The organism is Bradyrhizobium sp. MI1.4 (assembly GCF_055811315.1).
This window is the reverse complement of the sequence record NZ_JBVVPP010000036.1, coordinates 19888-40813: the sequence shown is the minus strand read 5'-3', so window position 1 is coordinate 40813 and position 20926 is coordinate 19888. Positions and strand designations below refer to the sequence as shown.

The window sequence follows — 20926 nt, the reverse complement described above, 5'->3', positions numbered from 1 at the left end:
GGATGGTCTCCGTCCCGGGCATTTCGATCCGAGAGCTGCTGGAACGAGCGCCTGAAACCGCGCTGCGGGGTTTCGTAGGTGAGGCGACCTTAGGCGTCGTCGCCATCATGAATCCGGAACTGCTCACCAAGGAAAATCTTGTCGTTCTCGCCCTGCGCTCGGCCGAGCCCTGGCAAATGCTGCGCGATGGCGCATCGCGCGACCGGCTGATCGCGATGCTACCGCTCGCGAAGGCGACGGAGCTCGCCGAGAAACTAGGACTGCGTGCCGCAGGAAACCGTGTCTTCGATCGGTTATCAGATCTCGTACGCCAAAAGGGAGTGGACGACCGCCTGCTTGAATTCTTCGGCGGCGTCGTGCCCGAGCGCGCGCCCGGCGGCCAGGAATCAGCCGAACGGACTGTCGATCCCGCATATCCGCTATTCGCGCACCAATTGTCCGTGGCCGACCGCGCCCGAGACGCCCTCCGCGAACATCCTCACAAGGCTCTCGTCCACATGCCGACGGGGGCGGGCAAGACCAGAACCGCGATGCACCTGGTGTGCGAATGGCATAATCGCGCTGACGATCGTCTCGTGGTCTGGCTTGCTCAAAGCTCGGAGCTTCTGGAACAGGCGGCTTCCGAATTTGAAAGAGCTTGGACTTCGCGCGGCCGGTCCGCGGCGAAAGTCTACCGCTATTGGGGAGACTACGAACCCGACCTCTCGCAGGCCCGGTCCGGCTTCCTGGTTGCAGGCTTCGCCAAATTGTACGCTTTGTACCGACGGGATCCGAACATGATCTTGCGGTTGGGCGACCGTGCGACGCTGACGGTCGTCGACGAGGCGCACCAGGCGATCGCCCCCACCTACAGGGCCTTGACCTCGTTCATCTCGGAGAAAAGGCCCGCCAATGCCCTCCTGGGTTTAACCGCCACTCCGGGGCGCACCTGGTCCGACATCGCCAAAGACGCGGAGCTGGCCTCATTCTTCGACAACCGGAAGATCACGATCGAAGTCGAGGGTTACGACAACGCGGTCGACTTCCTCATCGATCGCGGCTTTCTCGCCCGGCCGTCCTTCCGCGTCCTGGAAATTGCTGCAGGCGCGAGAGAAAGAAGAGAGGCCGACGAAGGCGATTTGGACGAAATCGCTGGATTGTCCGAAAATCACGAACGCAACGTGGCGGTGCTCAACACGATCGAAGATCTCGCGAGCAGGCACCGCCGCATCATCGTTTTCGCTGCATCTGTCGCCCATGCCCATCTGCTGTCATCGATCCTGACGCTTCGGGGTACAGAATCCCACGTGGTTACGGCCTCGACGGAGCGCGCCGCCCGGGAGCGCATACTACGTAGGTTCAAGGGCAACGGAGTTGAGCCGCAGGTCGTCTGCAACTACGGTGTGCTGACGACCGGATTTGACGCGCCCAATACGAGCGCGGCCGTGATCGCCAGACCGACCAAATCGCTTGTCCTGTACAGCCAGATGGTCGGAAGGGCCATCCGGGGTCCGGCCGCGGGTGGAAATGCGACGGCCGAGATCGTGACGGTGGTGGATACCGATCTGCCGGGCTTCGGAAGCGTGGCTGACGCTTTCGTCAATTGGGAGGACGTGTGGGGCAATGGCGGTCGGGGCGAAGCAACTTCCTAAGGACAGCTACATCATCCCAGCGGAGCTCGCCATCAAGGCGATGCGCGACAGTGGATATCGTAACACAGCATACGCGCTCGCCGAGCTGATCGATAATTCGGTGCAGGCCACGGCGTCCGTTGTCGAGCTGATCTGCAACGAAGAAATGATCCAGGTCGGTGAACGGCGACGCAGGCGCGTCAAGAGCATCGGTGTCCTCGATAACGGCACGGGCATGAGCCCCGATCTCCTGCGCCACGCCCTGCAGTTCGGATACGGCACTCATCTTGATGACCGATCGGGAATAGGACGTTTCGGGATCGGGCTCCCGAACGCTTCGATCTCACAAGGCAGGCGGGTCGATGTGTGGACCTGGCAGCGCGGACCCGCGAACGCCGTGCGCTGCTACCTCGACGTTGACGAGATCGAGGCAGGCAGCATGCAGATGATTCCGGAGCCGGTCTTGGACGCAGTGCCGGCCGAGTGGCGTTCGCTGTCGGTTGGGCTCGGCACAACCGGCACGCTCGTCGTCTGGAGCAAGTTCGACGAGGAAAGGCTGACCTGGAAGGGCGCGAAGCACACCCTGGAAAATACGGGAATGCTGGTCGGACGCATCTATCGCAAGTTCATTGCAGACGGCTCGTTGCGGCTGCGCCTGTGCGCGGCTGAAGGCGGGCAGGTCGTGAAGGAACAGGATGCTCAAGTCAACGATCCCCTGTACCTGAGTGCGCCTTCGGCAACGCCGGCGCCCTTCGACACGACTGCGATGTTTCAGAAGTTCGGCGAGCGGGACGAGGAATTCCACATCGACCTTGGCGGGAAGAATCACATCGTCCACGTCAGGGCGTCCTGGGCGACACCTGCGACCTTGCCCGCCGACGGCACCGATCGAGGCAGCAAGGACTACGGCAAGCACGCAGCCAAGAACATCGGCGTCTCGATCGTGCGCGCGGGCCGGGAGCTCGACCTCGATCCATCCTGGACCAACAGCTACGATCCGCGCGAACGCTGGTGGGGGCTCGAAGTCGAGTTTCCGCCTGAACTTGACGAGATCTTCGGCGTCACCAACAACAAGCAGGCCGCGACCACCTTCTCGCACATGGTCAATTTCGAGTGGCAGACGGAGGCCGAGCCAAACGAATCCTACGTTGACTTCAAAAGGCGCCTCACCGAGGAGGGCGACCACCGCGTACCGTTGATCGAGATCGTGCGCTACATCGAGAAGACGCTGTCGACCCTGCGCAACGCGATCGCGGATCAAGGCAAGGGGCGCCGCGGGCCTGGAAAGCGGCACGACGACACGAACGTCGAGGACAGGGCGTCCACCAAATTCAAGGAGCGCGCGGATGCAGGCCATACGGCTCCCAGCGATGCGGAAGTGTTCAACGACGCGGCGCAGGACCAACTCGTCGAAGACCTCGTCAAGGAGAAGAAGTACGAGGAGGACGTTGCTAAGGACATCGCGGCGGCCGTGCTGCTTCGCCGCCGCAAGGTCATCTTCGTCGAAGCCGCCAGCGACATGGACGCCTTCTTCGCGGTGGAATCTAAGCCAGGCGGCGTCACCGAGATCGTCTTCAACAGGTCGCATCCGGCCTACGATCTGTTGATCAAGACGCTTGACGCCGACACGACGCAAGCGACCGAAAAGGATCTCGTCAACCGGATCGTCAACGCGTCAGACACCATCAAGATGCTGTTTGCCGCGTGGGCGCGCCAGGAGCTCGAGGACGTGCCCAATCGCGAGAGGATCAGGCGGATGCGCCAGGATTGGGGCCGGATGGCACGCGACTTCCTTACCGACGAACGCGAGGACTGATCGTTGGCCCTCGGGGATATGCTGCTTGAAGCGGCCCGCTCGGCACACACCGACGCCTGCCTCATCGCGCCGTTCGTCAAGGCCGAGGTGGTTGAACGCATATTCGCCGAGCTGTCTCCGGATGTCCGGGTCGACATGGTCACGAGATGGATTCCGGCGGAGGTCGCAGCCGGAGTGAGCGACCTAGAAGTATTCGATCTGGTCTCCGCGCGCCCCGGCACGCGGCTGTTGCTGAACAATATGCTGCACGCCAAGCTCTACCGGTTCGATCAAACCTACCGGCTCGGTTCGGCTAACCTGACCGGAAGGGCGCTCGGATGGAGAGCGCCGTCGAACATCGAAATCCTGAGACCGGTAGACGGGCTGGACACGGACCTGCGCGCCCTCGAGCATGCGCTGCTGGCAACGTCGATGCCGGCAGATGCGCGCTACAGGGACGAGATCAAGCGACAGGTCGATCTGCTGGTGAAGGCGGGTTTCGATCCACGACCGCTGGCAGCCGAGATTGGCGGTCTATCGGCATCGTGGTTGCCAACCTGCCCGTCGCCCGAGAAGCTATGGGACGTGTACTGCGATCTGGCAAATGCGCGCCGCAGGATGGTCGAATCCGCGTTCGAGGCGGAGCGCGCGGACATCTCCTGTCTTGAGGTCGGCGAAGGGCTGACCGAGATCCAGTTCTACCGCGTCATGTCCGGTGCTCTCAACCAAATGCCCCTGGTCCGCCTCATCGAGCGGGAGGCCGAGACCGGCCTGGACGCAGGAAGGGCCGTCGAGTTGATAGCTGCCGCAGGCGGCGCTGCCCCGTATGCCACGGATGAGATGTGGGAAATTCTGGCCGCCTGGCTTCAGTATTACTTTCCGGACCGATATAGAATGGAACCGACCGGCGAGGTCCTTCGCTATCGACGCGTTTTGGGGTGAGCAGGATCGACTGAGAAGCGATCCAGCCTCGGTTTAGGGGGATTTTTTGAGCTTTCGCGTCAACGCCCGCGCTGTTCTGGAGCTGGGATCCGAACTGATCAGTTCGGACATCATCGCGTTCTATGAGCTCGTCAAGAATGCATTCGATGCCGGTTCGAAGACGGGCGCGACGATCTCATTCAATGTCGTGCTCCGAAGGAATGCCTATCTCCGATTGCGCAGCAAGGCTCTCGAAAACCTGGCCGCGGCCGGCAAGGAGCCGAGGCCGGGTAAAGCTGCGCTAGCAGGCATGCTGGCGGACACGAAGGCCGCCGTAGGGAGGGCTTTGGACCCAACTGCGGGCAAAAAGGCCGTCGACGCTTTCAATTCGATCATCGACAAAGCCACCTCTCTGCGGGAATTCCTTGCCGCCCTCGACGAGGCGTATGCCGCCGGCAACACGATCGAAGTCGCTGACACTGGAAGCGGCATGTCGCTGGAGGAGCTCGTCGACAATTTCCTCACCATCGGTACTCCGTCCCGCAAGCGCGAAGTGGACAAGGCGCTCGATGCAGGCGGCAGATCGCCCTATCTCGGCGAGAAAGGGATTGGCCGGCTGTCATCGATGCGGCTCGGCAACCGCCTCAAGGTCGTGACCGCTCGTTCGAACGATCGCCGATACAATGTGCTCGAGGTGGACTGGAACAAGTTCGCGGATATCGAGGCGAGAGTCGAAGATATCGAGATCGAAGCCAAAAAAGGTGGAACGAAGAGCGACGCTTCCTCGAGCGGGACGACTTTGGTGATCGGCGACCTCACGGAGGATTGGACCGAGAAGCGCATCGAGGACATGGCCAAGCAGGAGTTCGCTCGCCTGACGGATCCGTTCGTCGATGTCCGCAAGCGCAAGCGCATCGCGCTCATCTGGAATGGCACGCGGGTTTTGATTCCGGTGATGAATCGTTTGCTGCTCGATAACGCCCACGCCAAATTCTCCGGGAAGTTCGTGGGCGGCGTGCTCAGCGTTCATATGGAGGCCGTACGCCTAGGATACCCCCATCCCAAGGAGACCGACGACGTCTCTCGCTCGACGCAGGAGCTTGAAGCTCTCTTGCAGGATGCATCACATGAGCTTCCCGCGTCCGCGCTGCAGACACTCGGTCCGTTCGACTTCGAGGCTTACTGGTACAACCGGCGCCTCCTCGGCGGAATCGAGCAATTGGGCAATCAGAAAGAAGTCCGCGATCTGCAGCGCAACTGGTCCGGCATCATGCTCTTCAGAGATGACTTCCGCGTCTTCCCGTATGGAAATGAAGAGGACGATTGGCTGGGGCTGGATCGTAAGGCCTTGAGCCGGCCAGGATACGTTCTCAACAAGGCACAATTCGTCGGCCATGTGCGGATATCGCGCGCCAAGAACCCGAAACTGGTCGATCAGACCAATCGCGAGGGATTGAGACGCACCGATGAAGAGCGGGCGCTCATCGGAATGCTGCAGCACGTCATACGAGACATGCTCTGGGATTTCTTCAGGGAGACCGACCGTAAATACAAGAAGGCACCGATTGAGCTCGACGATCTGAAGGCCGACATCGACACCCTGGAAACGCGTGCAAAGAATGCGCTTACCAAGGTGAGACAGCTCATTCCGAAGCAAGAGTGCGAAACCTTCGATGCGCTGCAACACGTCTTCAACGAATTCCGAGACCTTTCGTCACGGGCGCAAATGAAGATCGAGCAGGTCGAAGAGGATAGCCGCCAGATGATCGATATGGCGGGCGTCGGTCTCATGGTCGAGTCGGTGGCGCATGAATTGGCCCGAGCCGCCGAGAGCGCGCTCGGCGCTCTCGAGCGCCTTCAGGGAGAAGAATTTCCGACGGAAGTGCGCGCCCAGCTCGAAACGCTGCGGGCCGAGATGAAGACCGTCACGAAGCGGCTGCGCGTGCTCGACGAATTGAGCGTGTCCGGCCGCCAGCGGTCCGAAACATTCGATCTCGTCGCATTGGTGCAGGACGTGCTCGACGGCCACGCCGCAAAGTTCCGGCGACACTCGATCGAACCATCTTTCAAGCATCCGAAGCATCCCGTCCGCGTTAGGCTGGTCAGAGGCATGGTGGTCCAGATCGTCCAGAACTTGGTGATCAACTCGATGTACTGGATGGAAACGCGCGCCAAAAGACAGGCCGATTACGCGCCGAGACTGAACATCACCCTTGAAGAGGATCCACCAACGTTGACCGTCTCGGACAACGGACCCGGTATCGCTCCGGAAAACATCGAACGTGTCTTCCGCGCGTTCTGGTCGCTCAAGGAAAAAGGAAAGCGGCGCGGGCTCGGGCTATTCGTCGCGCGCGATCATGCAACCAGCCTTGGTGCCACCTTGACGCTGTCGGATAAGGCCGATCGGGAAACCGGTCGGCTTCATGAATTCATTCTGGAGCTCCCCGAAAGCGCGGTGGTGAAATGACCGCGCTCAAAGACCTCCTCAAGGCTAGCGGAATTAAGTCCGCGGTGGTGATCGACGATGCGTATGACAAGGTGCCCAAAGCATCAGATCTGGACGGACAGGGCATATGGTCGACCTTTTGGGCTGATGCCGCTCCCTCAGAAGCCGTGCTGATCGAGTTATTCCCTGCCTATTCGGAGATGGAGCCCGAGCAGCTGCAATTGTCCGACCCATTCGTTGCGGCCGTGTGGGGTGCAGACGGGAAACTTCCCGCCGAGTTGCGGGATCCGCTCTTCCAAGGCTATCGGCAGGCGATCGAAACCGACCGAAAGTTCCTCGACGACCTTGAGGCGCGACTGAAGGCCGCCGGCCTTGACGTCATCCAGTCCGGGCGCACCCCGCCGCAAGCGGCGAAAGGCGTGCCGCTCGTCTTCGTCGATCTCTTTCTCGGTGCGGCCCAGCAAGAGGGCGATATCGACCTGTCGCTTGCTGCTCTCGCGCCGATGCTGCAAGGGCACGAAAAGGAGCCACCTTGCGTGGTCCTGATGTCCAGAAGCGAGCTCTTGACCGACAAGAAGGAGCGCTTTCGCGACGGTGCCGGTCTCTTGGGCGCCTTGTTCCGAGCTTATTCGAAGGCACCGCTTTTGGAAGGGCGCACGCTCGAAACGACCCTCGAGCGGCTCGCAACGCATAGAGCCGATGCGCTCCGCGTCGCAAAATTCGTCTATGGATGGAAGACCGGGCTGGCGCAGGCCTCGAAGCGATTCCTGCACGGCATCGGCCGGCTCGATTTGTCCGATTATGCTCAGATCCGCGACGTCCTGCTGGCTTTCGAGGGGCAGCCGCTCGGGAGCTACATGTTGGATGTCTTTGATCGCGTTCTGGCGCACGAGATCGAGGGCGACGAACATACGATCGACGCCGCGCAGGCGCTGAACGAAATTGATCCAGCGCGATACCCGGCGCCGCACATCGCGGGCACCACCGACCTTCAAGATCTCGTCTTCCGGACTATCTGGCAGAATCCCAAACGTCTAAAGGTGAAGACCACCGTCGACGAGATTCCGGTCGGCTTCGGCGATGTCCTGATCAGGAAGGATCTGCTCAATGGCGGCGCGCCCGGGGAGCCGCCGGATGCCTATGTCGTCATGACTGCGGCATGCGATCTGGTGCGAAAGGAGGGCGCGAAGCGCGTGCTGTTGCTGAGCGGCACGGTGACCGAGATTTCGCCGAAGTCCTGGACCTATGGCGCGACCAGCTTCAAGACGCCGATCATGAAACTGCCGGGAGACAAGCGGGTCTTCGTTCGATGGGACGCAAAGGACATCGTTACGCTGACGCACGCGCAGATCCGCGATCTGCTGTCGGCCAATGGTCACTACGGTCTCCATCTTCGGCTGAGGGAGGCGCATGCGCTCGAATTGCAGCAACGTCTGCTCGCGGAAATGGGACGCATCGGTCTCGTCGCGCACATGCCCGGCACGTTCCCGGTCCAGGTTGAAGCCCACTATCAATCACCGGAAGGACTGAAGAAGTACGACCTGGAAGTGGCTGGCCGCGAGGGCGGTGTCTGCTACGTCGGTCGCGACAAGGATGGCAAGGAGCAGACCAGGTTGATCATGACAGAGGCGGCGATCGACGAGCTGCTGGCGAAGATCGACACCATGCTGCCCGATAAGCTCGATGCGAAGACGAGGCCAGTCCTCGCACAGCTGCAGAAGGCGAAGATTCTGGCCTCCGAGCTTCAGAAGGGATTTCCGGTACCGCGCAACGACAAGACCGGCTTTACGCCGATCAAGGCGGCAATTCCGAACCCTGGCGGTGTGATCGAACAAATAACGGTCGGACTGATCGCCAGGAACCCTGCCGACATGAAGGTCGACCCCAAGCTCGCGGCCTTGGTCCTTGTGATCAACGATGCCGTATCCCCGTCGGCTGGTCCGGCTGTCGCTCCTGCGGCAAAGCCGGCAGCAGCACCTGCTGCGGCACCTGCTGAAGCAGGTTCTGCGGAGGCCGCCCCGGCAGCTGCGACGGCGGAGGCCGACCCGGCGGTCGCGAAGGCGGGGGCTGCGGATCCTGGAGGCGCAAAGCAGGGCTAATCCGCACGCCGGCGAGGCCGTTACGGCGCGGCCTGGCCACACTGCATGACAAGCGCAGAACTGTTTAAGATTCCGGTGGAGACAGCGTGACGATATCGGGATAGCGGGCCGCGATCTCAGGATGGCGGCGCAGCCGTTCTTCCAGTTCACTCCGCCCCCACCAGTCGACCCACCAATCGCCCTTGCGTCGCAATTCGTCGAGGTGGTTCATCAAGGGAACAGTTATGCGAGGATATCCGACGATGAGAATTCCGTCGCAGCGATAGTGCTCGAGAGTGTCGCGCAGGCCAGGAAGGTCAGCCCGGTTGACGCCTCTTTGGCGCACCTTGACCTGTACGACGATGTTTCGCTGGGCTGACAGCGTCAAACCTGTCTTGTCTTTCCATGTATTGCCGCCGCGGTCCGGCGCGGTGGCCCACTCGACCATCAGATCGCGACGATCGTCGGGTTCGCGGGCAGCTCCTACTTGACGAACGCGGTGCACGCCTCTTTCCGCGGCAAGAAGATCATAGACCAGTAGCTCGAACCGGCCGTCGTCGATGACTTCCGACCATCGGCAAATGTGGTCGCCGTGAAGGACCTCGGCCTCGTTAACCCGCCTCGCGGTGAGTTCGTCGTGAGCGGCATCGTAGCTGTTTCGCCCACTCCATGAGCGGACGGCCGTCAAACTGCGCTCCCCGATGGCAATCAGATGAGAATCCACAGGGATGACGAGGGGAGGGCACGACGACCCGTCTATTTGGGTCGCCAGCCAATGAAGTTGCGCCAAGGCTTTATCTTCTGCCGCATTGCGGATGCGGTGGGAGCGATAAAGCTGTGCGTTCACGCCGGGGACTGACGTTGCTTGAAATGGCGATAAGGCCGCCTTCAAGACCGACGCTGCACTTTCGTCAATTTGTACCGCGCTGATGCCTCGCTTGTTCGACCCGAAGTAGACCCATCTCGGATAGGAACGCTGGCGAACTTCATTGTCTTTGAATTCCGCCAGCCGAAAGCGCCGACGAACGCTCTTTATCCAATCCGGTTCAGGTGCCTCCAGATCAATGTCTTCGACCGATTGATCACCGTTCGGCTGACCAAACGCGTTTACGATAAGATTGCCCATATCGAAGGATTCGGCTGATAGTGCCTCCGCCTGTGCTTTCAGCATTGTCCGAAGCGTGCCGAGTTGGTCGAGGCGGATGAGACGCGCGTAAATCTCGCTGTCAATTCCCGAGAATCCGTTCAACACCGTCACGAGTCGGCCGGAAGCCACCTCTCGGGCGCGCAGCGTGGCGGCCCAAAGCAGGCTAAAGATATCGTGCAGGTCCGTGCGCTCGCCGCCAAATTCCCACGAGGTCGTTCGCACCGTGAGATAGAGTTCCGCTCCCGCGAAGCTATCCGACACGACGTCTATCGATATCCCGAATGGTTGTCTCACGGGTATGCCGCCCGTACAGTCGGGATCGCCGCACTCGGATGGTTCCGAAACGTCCACGTTCGACACGCTCAAGCTCAATGATAGTAACACGGGGGCTGCCCGAGCCCGTCATTCTACATCCCGGTTGACATTAGCATGAGACTGGAACAAAAAGCGAACCCATTGTGGTAGATGCTGGCTTGGTGACGCAAAAGTCGATTCCATGTCCTCCTCTAGAGGGTACGTGGCGGCCGAGCTCGTGGAGGCAAACGATGACTGGTGCGGATCTCTTTTCGCTTGTCCTAGTAACTGCGGCCAATGCAGCGCCGGTATCGCCGGCGGCGCCGCCGACGGGCGAGTGGGAGCCAAGGGATTATTTGCAGCTGGTCACGGCACTCACGGCGATCGCAGCACTCATTGTCAGCTACTTCATCAGCTCTCGGACGCTAAAGGCGTCGCTGGCCAACACGGAAGCAAGCATTTGGCAAAAAGCGAACGACGGCGAGATGAACGAAATTCAGACACAACTCGACGGATTTTTCGGTCCATTCATGCGAATGTCCGATGTAAATCGCCTCTTATCTCGCGATCTCAGGGCCCGCCAAGCCGACTCGCAACGCTTTCTGTTACTCGAAAGCTTGTTCGACCGCGAATGGCTGCGCAATCTTCCCCTAGGAGAGCAGACTCTCGTGGCGGAGGTCGTCGCTAACGCAAAGAATCTGCGCGCCTTCATCGCGGATAGTGCGAAGATGGTGAACGCGAAGGTCCAACCTTATCTTTCGCGAGCTGCGGCACATTATCGTGTTCTGGAACTCGCGTATGAAGGCAAGCTCGGCAACGATGCCAAGCCGTTCGTGGATCTCTATGTTTTTCCGATTCAGCTTGATGATGTGCTGTCTTTGGAAGTGAAGCGATTGGAAAAAAGGAAAGAATTGATCCGGTCAAATCCGGGAAAGCCGATCCCGCCGATCGAGGATCTTGTCATATCAGATAGTCTGAAGTTAAAGGAATGGCCCAAGCCTACTCGTGTGTCTCGCCCGGAGCTAAACGTTCCCGTGGCTGAAAAATGATCTCAGCCTTACCCATCTCATAGTCCTGAAGGCGTCTCTTTCATACCGGGCAAGTCAATTGATGTCATCGTCCAGGGCATTGTGACTATCGACTCTCGCCCGTGGACGATTTCCTGCCACTCCAATAGTTGTACACAAGCCTCTATCGGCATCGAGTTTTGGCGTCTCTGAAGCGTAAGTTGTCATTGATGCTCACGACGACTGGGCGTGGGGCTAGTCGGGCGAACTCCTGTCGTCCGTCGGCGCCTGGCCGCCCCTGGACCGCTTCCAATCGAGCTCCATCCGGCGCGTCAGATACGCGCAGGCCGCGACGCTTATGACGTAAAGCCAGGTCTGGACCGGCACGTACACCCAAGGCGTACCCTTCGTGATGTCGCCGAAGCAGTAGATCGAAGGGCGCGCCCAACCGCCGAAATCGTAGAACTGGCGAACCCAATTCCAGGCCGCGCAGTCGCTGCCCGGGAACAGCTTCAGGACGAACTGAAGGGTCAGGTAGGCGGCCGCCAGCGTCGGCGTGTAGAAAAGCACGAGTATCCACTTGCTGACCTTTACCCGCATCTTCAGCTTGCTCGATTCGTCGAGGACCGCCGCTCGAGCGATGCATAGCGTATCCGCTTCCATCTTGAGCGAGACCACCAGGAGAAGCGCAACGAAAGGTCCGAACCACAGCAAGACGGCGGGATTGATGTCGATCGAAAGTCCTAGCGCCGATACTTTGGGGCCGGCTGATCCCGCTTGTCCGCCGGCATCGCCGGTCCGCACCAGGACGCACATCAGCAGCAGGAGCAGGCTACGATTGCCGTAGGCCCTGAGGAAGCCGGACTCGGCCGTCAGATACGAGAGCACACGAGCCTCATTCTCAAAATTATGACCCCGGACAAGCGGTCTCGCTTGACGAGACGATTGCGACTAGTAACAATTGCAGCCATTACGTGTCTATAGTCTCATTCATATTCGGGAATCATTCGTATGATCGGTTCGAGGTGGCGCGCCTACATATGTTTCGGTTTCATGGTGGCGTCGGCCGAAACCGCAGGTGCTTGCGATGAACTCGCGGGCAAGCTGCTCGCGACCTACGTCGCCCCCGCGATCGCTTCTCTCGGTTGCTCCGAATTGGGGAGGGCGGGCGTCGACAAATCCGACCATAAGCTCGAAAGCGTTTGTTACGCCTCAGAAGGACCTACATCCTCGGTCCAGGTCATCGCAAGCTTGAGATGCCACTCCGGCGACCGAGCCCTGATACCCGTGAGCATTTCCGAGCGCGTGACCGCGGATGCGGTCGTTGGCGGCTCCGATTGCGCCGTGCAAAGCGCGGGCATCAGGCCGTCCGGCGACATCGGCAGAGTTCTTGCCGCCGCATTCGATCTAAATGGGCGAGCGCGCACGGCCCTTCAGGAGGGCCTTACGAAGCTTTGCTCTGCCGGAAAGTAGACAACGCCGCTCGAATGCGCCCGGTCCCCAAACCAAATGACTGCCGGTCCAAGGCGCGGCTTACTCGCCCGCAGATAGGATCCAGACATCGGCTAAGAATCCAACGCTTCCGCGTCGTCGCGCCCGAAGCGTACGAAATCGCTATCGAATCAAGTTTCGCAGCATTTTTTGAGGCATTCGTTTCGTTTTCCGGCAATGGAGGTAAGGATGGGCGACTTCGGTAATCGGCTAGGAGCTGCTACCGTTCTGGCCTTCGCTCTGCAGATTTCCACCGCGTTCGCGGCTTCATCGGGAGGCTGTCAAGGACCCTGGTTCGCACCACTCGATTTCATCGTCTGCAACGATCGAGAAATTGCAGCCCTGAATGCGGAGAACGTCGAGCTTTATCGAAGATCGCTCGCCAATTCGGCAGTGCCGGCCCGCCGGATAATTCAAACGGAGCAAAGGGCCTGGCAGCAGAGCATCGCCAACCGGTGCCAGCTCCCGACGATCGTCGAAGCGCCGGATGCTCTACGCGCCCGGCCTTGCGTGGTCGATCAATATCTGGCCCGGATCGAGAAACTGGCAAAGACGTCCGGATCTTCAAGGGACATGCTTCGGAGCAGGCCGCTCCAACTAGCGCCGGCCAACTCCTACTTCACGATCGTGGCTGCGCGCGGAACCCCCGCCGATGCAATCATCGAGTGGGAGCGTCTGAGGAAAGACTATCCGTTCAAGTCCTTTGATCTCTATCCACCGTACGCTTCGTCGACATCATGGATGATCGTTTCGGCTTCGTACATAGACGAAGCTCAGGCGCAGAAGGCACGAGAGGTCGCTCGAGCGCTCGCCATGTCGCCGTCTCCGGTCGCTTGGCGTTTACCCGAACCGCTCGCATCGGCTCCCGCGTGGACCGCCTGCCAGCCCTCGCCCTTCGCGATCGGGAAAATGACTTGCGGTAACCAGGAGATCGACATTCGGGCCAAGGATGTCGCGTCAGCAAACGAATATCTTCGAGATCGGTTGAACGATCGACCCGCAGACATAAACATCGGCAACTCCTTTTTTACGGTTGTCGCGTCCGTTGGATCGAAGCCTGAGGCACAACGCCAACTCAATCGACTGATGAGGCAATTTCCAGCCCAGCAGTTCAGCCTCTACCCGCCATATCTCGACAAAACGCAATGGATGATCGTCGTCGCGTCGTACACGGATAATGCGCACGCCAGCCAAACGTTGGCCTTGGCCCAATGGTTGGGTATCTCGCAAGACGCCTATATCTGGCAGATACCCCAGCCGTTCGACGTTCCCAAAACCTGGGTGCCCGAGGACATTCAACACGTCGTGCTGAGTTGCTTGGCGCACGGTGCGACCTCCATCCTAGAAATGTTCAATTGCTCCGGCAGCGTCTTGACGCCGCCCCTGTTGCGGACATGCATCCAGGATGGGGTCTGCGAGCTCAACATGACGCCGATCGCCGCCGCGCAGTACCTGGCGAGCCAGAATCTTTCCTGGAATGCGCCCTTGATCGTGCAAGCAAAACTACCCGACCTAGACCAAGTGAAGGCTTGCCAGGCCGATCACGTCGGCGACGAAAAGGCCTATGTCGACTGCGCCCTGAAGACGGCGGTCGGTAGCGATCCGGTATCCGCGTGCGCAAGCAAGCAAAACGATGCGAAAGCGCTGGCGATCTGTGTGATGCAGGCCGCTGGGCAAGACGTAGATCGGCTCGACTGTCTAATTTCGAATCATCGCGGTGATCCGACTGCGTGCCTGGACGAGTCTTCTGCCCAAAATTGGGCGAAAGCGAAGGATTGCCTCGCCAGACACTCCCAACCGTTCGATGCGATATCATCGTGCATATCCCGGGGAATCGACCCCGCCATCACGCAAGTCGGAGCTTGTCTGACAAAGGAGCCGACCAACGGCCTGAAGTGCGCCTCGCTGCTGCCCGGGGCCGCCGACACCGTGGAATTGGTCTCCTGTCTCAGCAAGGCTTCGACCGGTCCGGCGGCGCTTCTCGGCTGCGCGGGCGCGGCGAACTTGAAGTTAGACACGGCACTGAATGAATGTCTGCAGAAGGCGACTACGGATGCGCAACAGTGGATCGCGTCCTGTCTGCCGAACCCGCCGACGGAGCAATTGTCCTGCTTCACGCGGTTTTCCGGACACAACGACGACGTGCTGACGTGCCTGGCGAGCGCCGATTCCAGAACTCGCGATGCCTTGGCCGCCATACGTTGCGTGTCGAGCGGGAAAGAGCCGAGCGATCTGCTCGTCTCCTGCACGGAAGGGTTCGTCAAAGACCCGAAAGCGCGGCAAGCTCTGGCGTGCGCCGCCAAGTCGAACGGCGACATGGGAACTCTAGCGGGGTGCGCGGCCGCTCCCTTCCTGGGCGGCGATCAAGGCCGCCTACTGACTTGCGCCGCTCAATCGCAAAGCTACGCGGGATTCGCGCTATGCGCGGCCGGTCCAAAAATGAATCCGGAATGGATGATCGCGGCACAATGCGCCGCGTCTTCGGGCGGTGTCCCCGTCACGGCGGCGGCCTGCACCGCCGGCTGGCTGACGCTGAACGAGCTTAGCAAATGCTTCTCGCAGGGAATTGGCGGTTCCGGATGCTTCGGACCCGACAATACGATTGTCAAGGCGATCAACAACGCGGTCAACGACCTGACAAAGGGACCGGGTCCCAACAACGAGGTCGTCAAAGCCCTTAAATCCGTTGGCATCGAAGTGAGAGACGTTTCCTTCAGAACACCTCTCGGCGGTCATGACGCATTCCTTCCCAAGGCCGGCCGCGATTTCGATGAGGCAAAGAACAAAGCCGGCAAGTGGTTCGCCAAGACGTTCGGTTGGTGAAAAGGCGTTAGCTTAGGCGACGTCACGTCTTTGTTTAACGTCACCTGCAAGGAAACGATCCTCAGGCACGGCGCCCCGGACCAATTCCCCGGAGGCGTCCCTCGGATGCGTGTGCTTACCCGCGAACGCTGCCTCGTCCTTGAGTGTTACGTCGCCAGCCCGGCGGTATCTTCCTTGACGCCGCGGGCGACGATCCGAAGCGTGTCGTTTGGAAGCGGCCGCTGCAGCTTCAGGGCCTCGTCGAGAGGGGCTGTCATCCAGGTTTCGACCTCGTTCGGTGTCGTCAGTATCACGGGCATCGCCTTGGGGTGGACGGCACCGACCTCGGCATTCGGCTCCGTCGTGAGAAACGCGTAGAGGTCGTTGGTGGTCTCGCCTTCCTTGACCTTCCGGACGGAGGTCCAATTGGTCCAGATGCCGGCAAAGCAGGCGAGGGGGCGGGTCTCATCGAGCGCGAACCAGATGTCGCCGCCTTCGGCCTTGTTGAACTCGCTGAACGAGTTGAACGGCACCACGCAGCGGTTTTCGGCTCCCAGCCATCTCGTCCAGTGCTTGCTCTTCACGTTGCGGATGTTGGTCGTGCCACCGTCCGGCTCCATCCGTAGCAGCTCCTTGAAATCGACAGTCTTGCCCTTGGCCTGCAGCTTTTCGGCTCGCTTCTTGGTGGCGTCCATCAGCGCCTTTGATGACGACGGCATTCCCCACCGCGCCGTGGCGAGTTCTCGGTCCTCGGCCCCATTGCGCACGATCGGCGCCTTGTAATCGGGAAAGACCCCCGGCATCGGCGCCAGATTACCAACGTATCGGTTCACGACGCGGAACAATGCGCTGATCGCGGCCTGGTTGGTCGTGATCGAGTAGAGATTGCAGATGTGGACGGCCCCCCACTTGTCAGGATTGTAGCAGACTTTTGGCCAGATCGCTTGCTATCAGATGTCCGGCCTGTTTGCGCGGACAAAGCCCGCTGGCCGAGATGGTGTTCGCTACGCACGCTCCAAGCACATGGGCGACACTCTTAGTGCCAGTGTAATCTTCGGAAGCTCGCGCGTATCGACCGATCGGTCCTTCCATCTACTGCGTCCTGCAAGTTCGTGGGCAATCCGCCGAGCAACCTCGCTCGCGGGCCGATTTCAGATCAAGTCGGCATGGCGGCCACCGGCTGCTTGTACACGCCACCCGATATCATCAAGCGCCAAGCTATGCGGGCAAACTTGTTTGCCAAGGCCACCGCGACCAACTTTGGCGGCTTTCGCCCCAGCAGCGAAGCGAGCCATGGTGTGGGCTTATGACGGCCCTTTCGGATATGCCTCAGCAGTGCGGTTGCGCCGACGATCAATGTCGATCGCAGTATAGAATCTCCGGCCTTTGTAATGCCGCCGAGCCTTTGCCGGCCGCCAGTTGAATGATCCTTGGGTGTCAGCCCGAGCCACGCCGCAAAGTCGCGACCCGATCTGAACGTCTCGGGCGGCGGCGCTTTCATGCTGAGCATCGACGACCCAATCGGACCGACGCCTGGAATTGTCGCAATACGTCTACTGATGTCATCCTCGCGATGCCACTTCATCAGCTTGGCCTCGATCTTCGCCAGGCGAGCTTGGACCGCGGCATACTCGTCAGCCTGAAGGCGGAAGAGATCCCGCGCCATTTCCGGCAGGCTTTCGTCTTCGAGCACACGTTTGATGAGTGCCGCGACGTTCTGCTGGCCGGCGGGTCCGACGATACCAAACTCAGCGGCATAGCTCCTGAAAGCGTTGGAAAGCTGCGACTTAACGCTGACTAGGCGTTCCCGCACAGTCATCAACATGCAAGCCGCTTGCCGTTCCTTCGACTTCACAGGTACGAACCGCATGCTGGGCCGGGTGACCGCCTCGCACAGTGCCTCGGCGTCAGCCGCGTCGTTCTTGCCGCGCTTCACGTAAGCCTTGACGTATTGAGGAGGGATCAGCTTTACCTCGTGCCCGAAAGATTGGAGCAGGCGCCCCCAATGGTGCGAGCTGCCGCAAGACTCTATGGCGACGAGAACCGGCGGAAGCCGCTCGAAGTAGCGGATCATCTCGGCTCGCCGAAATTGGCGCCGGACAACCACTACCTCATTTTCATCAACACCGTGAAGCTGGAGCACCGACTTCGAGGTATCCATGCCGATACGAACGGGAATATTCATTAGACTTTCCTCTCATCTTTCTGTGACGCCGAGAGCGCCATCAAACCGTGGGGATGAGAGGCCGTCCACACCAGCACATCGGTCAGGCTTCGGTCCGAGGGTGGCGCGGCTGCAAGGCCAATTGTAGCAGAGTCGCGGAAGGACGCCGGCCCGCCTTGGCGCATTTGCGGCAGCGCAGCCGGCCGGCGAGGTCGTGCACGAAGGTGGTCGGCGGATGGTTCATCGCCGCGAGATCAACGTCGCTCGGCGTCTTGCAGCGCGCACACTGGATCTCCAACCAAGGGAAGCCGCCATTCACCGCTTGGTCGATCGTCGGGGACGGATCAATCGGTTGTCCGTCTGACCACATGCGTTCGTTCCAACTCTCGCATAGCACTTGTCGGCCTGCTGGATGAGCGCTTCCCCCTTCGCTCGCGTCTCCGCCGATCGGGTAGCCAGGATGTTGGCCATTGCCCGCGCATTGCCGAGCTCTTTCGCCAGAGCCTTGCGGTCGCCGCCCGACAGGGGCGTGGGGTGATATTTCGGGGCCATCCGGACATCCAGGCGCTAAAGATCGGATCGGCAATCCAGAGCGGGCTACGGCGTCTCGAACGCCGGCCAGCACCCGTCTTCTTCATGCCTGCCGGTGCGCTGCTGGCAGGTGTTGTTGAGCAGTCGCTGCGCGACGTCCTTCCAGACCGCGTTGGCACCATACAAGCGGACGGCATCGGCGGTCTGGATTTCCACGGTCCGCTCGCAGCGACGGCAGGAGATGCGCAGCACGTGGCCCTGAATTTCCGAAAGACGCCGCTGCCGCAGGTGGGCCTCGGCCGCTCCGGCGCGAGGGTCTTTGAGGACCGTTTCCCAGTATTCGGCCGGGAGCGGCGCATCTGGAGCCGCCGTGGGGAGAGCTGGCCTGCGGGCCGCTTCAGCGGCCAGTTTTTCCATCTGCTTCGGGGTCGGCATGCGCCAGCTCGCGGGTCGATCGGTCATTTCCGAATTAGAACATAAAGAGAACAAATGTCGAGTCCGACCAAGCGGTTGCGGAGAAAAAATCGCGCTGTTGGACGGGCCGCGATGTCGGAACCAAGCCCGGCCGTTCGTCTTGAATCCGGCATCAGTATTGGAGTTCCCCCGCCATGGCCCCCCGCGCTAACTGGAAAGGCTTCCTGCGTCTTTCCCTCGTCACCTGTCCGGTAGCGCTCTATCCGGCCACGTCGGAATCCGAAAAGGTCTCCTTCAACCAGCTCAATCGGAAGACCGGCCACCGCATCAAGTACGCCAAGGTCGATGCCGATACCGGCGAGGAAGTCGCCAACGAGGACATCGTCAAGGGCTACAAGGTCGACACCGACACCTTCATTGAGGTGACGAAGGAGGAGCTCGAGAACGTCGCGCTGGAATCGACGCGAACGATTGAAATCGACGAGTTCGTCGACCGCAGCGAGATCGATCCGCGATATCTGATCCGTCCCTACTACCTGGTGCCAGACGGAAAGGTCGGACACGACGCCTTCGCCGTCGTCCGCGAAACGATCCGTGAGATGAACAAGGTCGCTATCGGTCGGGTGGTGCTGACCAATCGCGAACACATCATTGCGCTGGAGCCGCTCGACAAGGGGCTGATGGGAACGTTGCTGCGTTATCCCTACGAAGTCCGCTCCGCGGATGAGTATTTCGACGATATTCAGGACGTCAAAGTCACCAAGGACATGCTTGATCTCGCCAGGCACATCGTCAATCAGAAGGCGGGCCATTTCGAGCCGGACAAGTTCGAGGACCAGTACGAAACCGCCCTCATCGATCTCATCAATCAGAAGCGCGCCGGCAAGCCCATCACCGCGAAAGCGCGTCCTCGAGGTGAGAACGTCGTGGACCTGATGGACGCGCTGCGCAAGAGCATCGGACGAGAGGGTGCGGCCGCGACAGAGGCGCCGAAGAAGACAGCCAAGAAGCCGCGCAAGGCGGCTGCTGGGCAGAAGGAAATGCTGATGCCGATCACCGGCAAGAAATCGGACAAGGAGGCCGCGGCGAAGAAGCCGGCGGCCAAACCGCAGCGGAAGTCAGCATAGCGACTCGCTAAGCATCCAGTGCCGCCAGACGGCCGTTACTTCGTCCTCCGCGATAGGGAGCGATATGGCTGCGCTGAAAAAACTTCCAGCAGATCGATGTTGAGTGCGGGCATTCTCGCCTATCGCAAGGGCGCTCGCGGCCTCGAGGTTCTGCTCGTTCATCCCGGCGGTCCGTTCTGGCGCAAGAAGGATAATGGCGCCTGGTCCATTCCCAAGGGCGAAATCGATACCGCGGATGCTCCGGACCAGGTCGCGCGGCGCGAGTTTGCGGAAGAACTCGGCCCGAGTGCTTCGATTGGACCACTGCAGCCGCTGGGGGAGGTCCGACAGCGAGGAGGGAAGCGCGTTATCGCATTCGCCGGAGAGGGCCATTTTGAACCGGCGGCGCTGATCAGCAATACCTTCGATATCGAATGGCCGCCCCGAAGCGGTCGACGGCAGAGCTTTCCCGAAGTCGACCGAGCGGAATGGTTCAATACCGAATTCGCGCGGACGAAGATTCTGTCCGGGCAGGTAGAGCTTCTCGACCGCTTTTTGGCGATCGCGGGTGAGAGCGCCGGTGAATGATGTTCAGAATTGGAATCATTTCGGACACGCACGGCCTGTTGAGACCCGAGGCGGAACGAAGCCTGACGGGTGTCGATCACATCATCCATGCTGGCGACATTGGGCGGCCCGAGATCGTCGACGCGCTTCGCCGGATCGCGCCCGTCACCGCCATCCGTGGAAACGTGGACAGTGGCGAGTGGGCCCGCGAATACCCTGACACGCATCTTGTGCGCTTGGCGGGAAAGTCGATCTACATTCTGCACGATTTGAAGACGCTGCAGGTCGATCCCTGCGCCGGCATCGACGTCATCGTCTCCGGGCATACCCACGTACCGAAGGTCGACACGGTCGGTGGCGTTCTTTACCTCAATCCCGGCAGCGCGGGACCGCGGCGCTTCAAGCTGCCGATCACGCTTGCGACGCTCGAAGTCACGCGTGAGGACGTGCGACCGGAAATTCACGATCTTGGAGGCGACTGAGCACACCATTTTGGACGGAATTCAGAGCGCAGGAGGCGAATGCATCAATTCGTTCCGTTTGCCGGTTAGGC

The 20926-nt window shown here is 60.4% G+C and carries 15 protein-coding genes and 1 pseudogene; 10 read left to right on the top strand and 6 right to left on the bottom strand.

The genetic code is table 11. From position 1 onward, the window contains the following. Positions 1-2 precede the first annotated feature (2 nt). Genes AC0L23_RS28515 through AC0L23_RS28495 form a run of 5 tightly spaced genes read left to right on the top strand, consistent with a single transcriptional unit; the run spans position 3 to position 8871 of the window. Complete coding sequence (locus tag AC0L23_RS28515) at positions 3-1631, top strand: DEAD/DEAH box helicase (protein ID WP_473357585.1); 1629 nt, start codon at positions 3-5, stop codon at positions 1629-1631. After that, positions 1603-3426 (top strand): ATP-binding protein, encoded by a 1824-nt coding sequence (locus AC0L23_RS28510; protein ID WP_473357584.1) that lies wholly within the window; start codon positions 1603-1605, stop codon positions 3424-3426. The genes AC0L23_RS28515 and AC0L23_RS28510 overlap by 29 nt, the downstream gene beginning before the upstream one ends. 3 nt (positions 3427-3429) lie before the next feature. Next, positions 3430-4347 (top strand): phospholipase D family protein, encoded by a 918-nt coding sequence (locus AC0L23_RS28505; protein ID WP_473357583.1) that lies wholly within the window; start codon positions 3430-3432, stop codon positions 4345-4347. A 46-nt stretch (positions 4348-4393) separates the two neighbouring features. Next, entirely contained in the window at positions 4394-6793 is a 2400-nt protein-coding gene (locus AC0L23_RS28500; protein WP_473357582.1) for a sensor histidine kinase, read from the top strand. Beyond that, complete coding sequence (locus tag AC0L23_RS28495; RefSeq protein ID WP_473357581.1) at positions 6790-8871, top strand: hypothetical protein; 2082 nt, start codon at positions 6790-6792, stop codon at positions 8869-8871. The genes AC0L23_RS28500 and AC0L23_RS28495 overlap by 4 nt, the downstream gene beginning before the upstream one ends. Before the next feature lie 64 nt (positions 8872-8935). On the opposite strand, the gene AC0L23_RS28490 is transcribed toward AC0L23_RS28495, so the two are convergent. Next, positions 8936-10258 carry a hypothetical protein gene (locus tag AC0L23_RS28490; protein ID WP_473357580.1) on the bottom strand — a complete coding sequence of 441 codons (1323 nt, stop codon included), beginning with the start codon at positions 10256-10258 and terminating at the stop codon, positions 8936-8938. Positions 10259-10542: 284 nt separating this feature from the next. Between AC0L23_RS28490 and AC0L23_RS28485 the strand changes: the two genes are divergently transcribed. Continuing rightward, positions 10543-11340, top strand: a complete 798-nt coding sequence (locus tag AC0L23_RS28485) for a hypothetical protein (RefSeq protein WP_473357579.1) — start codon at positions 10543-10545, stop codon at positions 11338-11340. 213 nt (positions 11341-11553) lie between these two features. On the opposite strand, the gene AC0L23_RS28480 is transcribed toward AC0L23_RS28485, so the two are convergent. Further along, positions 11554-12186: a hypothetical protein gene (locus tag AC0L23_RS28480; RefSeq protein WP_473357578.1), complete on the bottom strand. Its 633-nt coding sequence runs from the start codon at positions 12184-12186 to the stop codon at positions 11554-11556. A gap of 792 nt (positions 12187-12978) precedes the next feature. On the opposite strand from AC0L23_RS28480, the gene AC0L23_RS28475 reads away from it, so the two are divergent. Beyond that, positions 12979-15612 (top strand): lysozyme inhibitor LprI family protein, encoded by a 2634-nt coding sequence (locus tag AC0L23_RS28475; RefSeq protein WP_473357577.1) that lies wholly within the window; start codon positions 12979-12981, stop codon positions 15610-15612. 146 nt (positions 15613-15758) lie between these two features. On the opposite strand, the gene AC0L23_RS28470 is transcribed toward AC0L23_RS28475, so the two are convergent. The 4 genes and pseudogenes from AC0L23_RS28470 to AC0L23_RS28455 all read right to left on the bottom strand — a co-directional run bounded on the left by AC0L23_RS28470 (position 15759) and on the right by AC0L23_RS28455 (position 18748). Continuing rightward, positions 15759-16484, bottom strand: a complete 726-nt coding sequence (locus tag AC0L23_RS28470) for an SOS response-associated peptidase (protein WP_473357604.1) — start codon at positions 16482-16484, stop codon at positions 15759-15761. Between the two features lie 263 nt (positions 16485-16747). Next, positions 16748-17776: an IS110 family RNA-guided transposase gene (locus AC0L23_RS28465; RefSeq protein WP_473357576.1), complete on the bottom strand. Its 1029-nt coding sequence runs from the start codon at positions 17774-17776 to the stop codon at positions 16748-16750. Positions 17777-17858: 82 nt separating this feature from the next. Continuing rightward, a pseudogene (locus AC0L23_RS28460) lies at positions 17859-18307 on the bottom strand (hypothetical protein). A 45-nt stretch (positions 18308-18352) separates the two neighbouring features. Further along, entirely contained in the window at positions 18353-18748 is a 396-nt protein-coding gene (locus AC0L23_RS28455) for a hypothetical protein (protein ID WP_473357575.1), read from the bottom strand. A 146-nt stretch (positions 18749-18894) separates the two neighbouring features. On the opposite strand from AC0L23_RS28455, the gene ku reads away from it, so the two are divergent. The 3 genes from ku to AC0L23_RS28440 all read left to right on the top strand — a co-directional run bounded on the left by ku (position 18895) and on the right by AC0L23_RS28440 (position 20855). Next, positions 18895-19827, top strand: a complete 933-nt coding sequence (ku, locus tag AC0L23_RS28450) for a non-homologous end joining protein Ku (protein WP_473357574.1) — start codon at positions 18895-18897, stop codon at positions 19825-19827. Between the two features lie 96 nt (positions 19828-19923). Then, positions 19924-20394, top strand: coding sequence for an NUDIX hydrolase (locus AC0L23_RS28445; RefSeq protein WP_473357573.1), 471 nt, complete (start codon positions 19924-19926; stop codon positions 20392-20394). Further along, positions 20391-20855: a metallophosphoesterase family protein gene (locus tag AC0L23_RS28440; RefSeq protein WP_473357572.1), complete on the top strand. Its 465-nt coding sequence runs from the start codon at positions 20391-20393 to the stop codon at positions 20853-20855. Before AC0L23_RS28445 ends, AC0L23_RS28440 begins: the two co-directional genes overlap by 4 nt. Positions 20856-20926 lie beyond the last annotated feature (71 nt).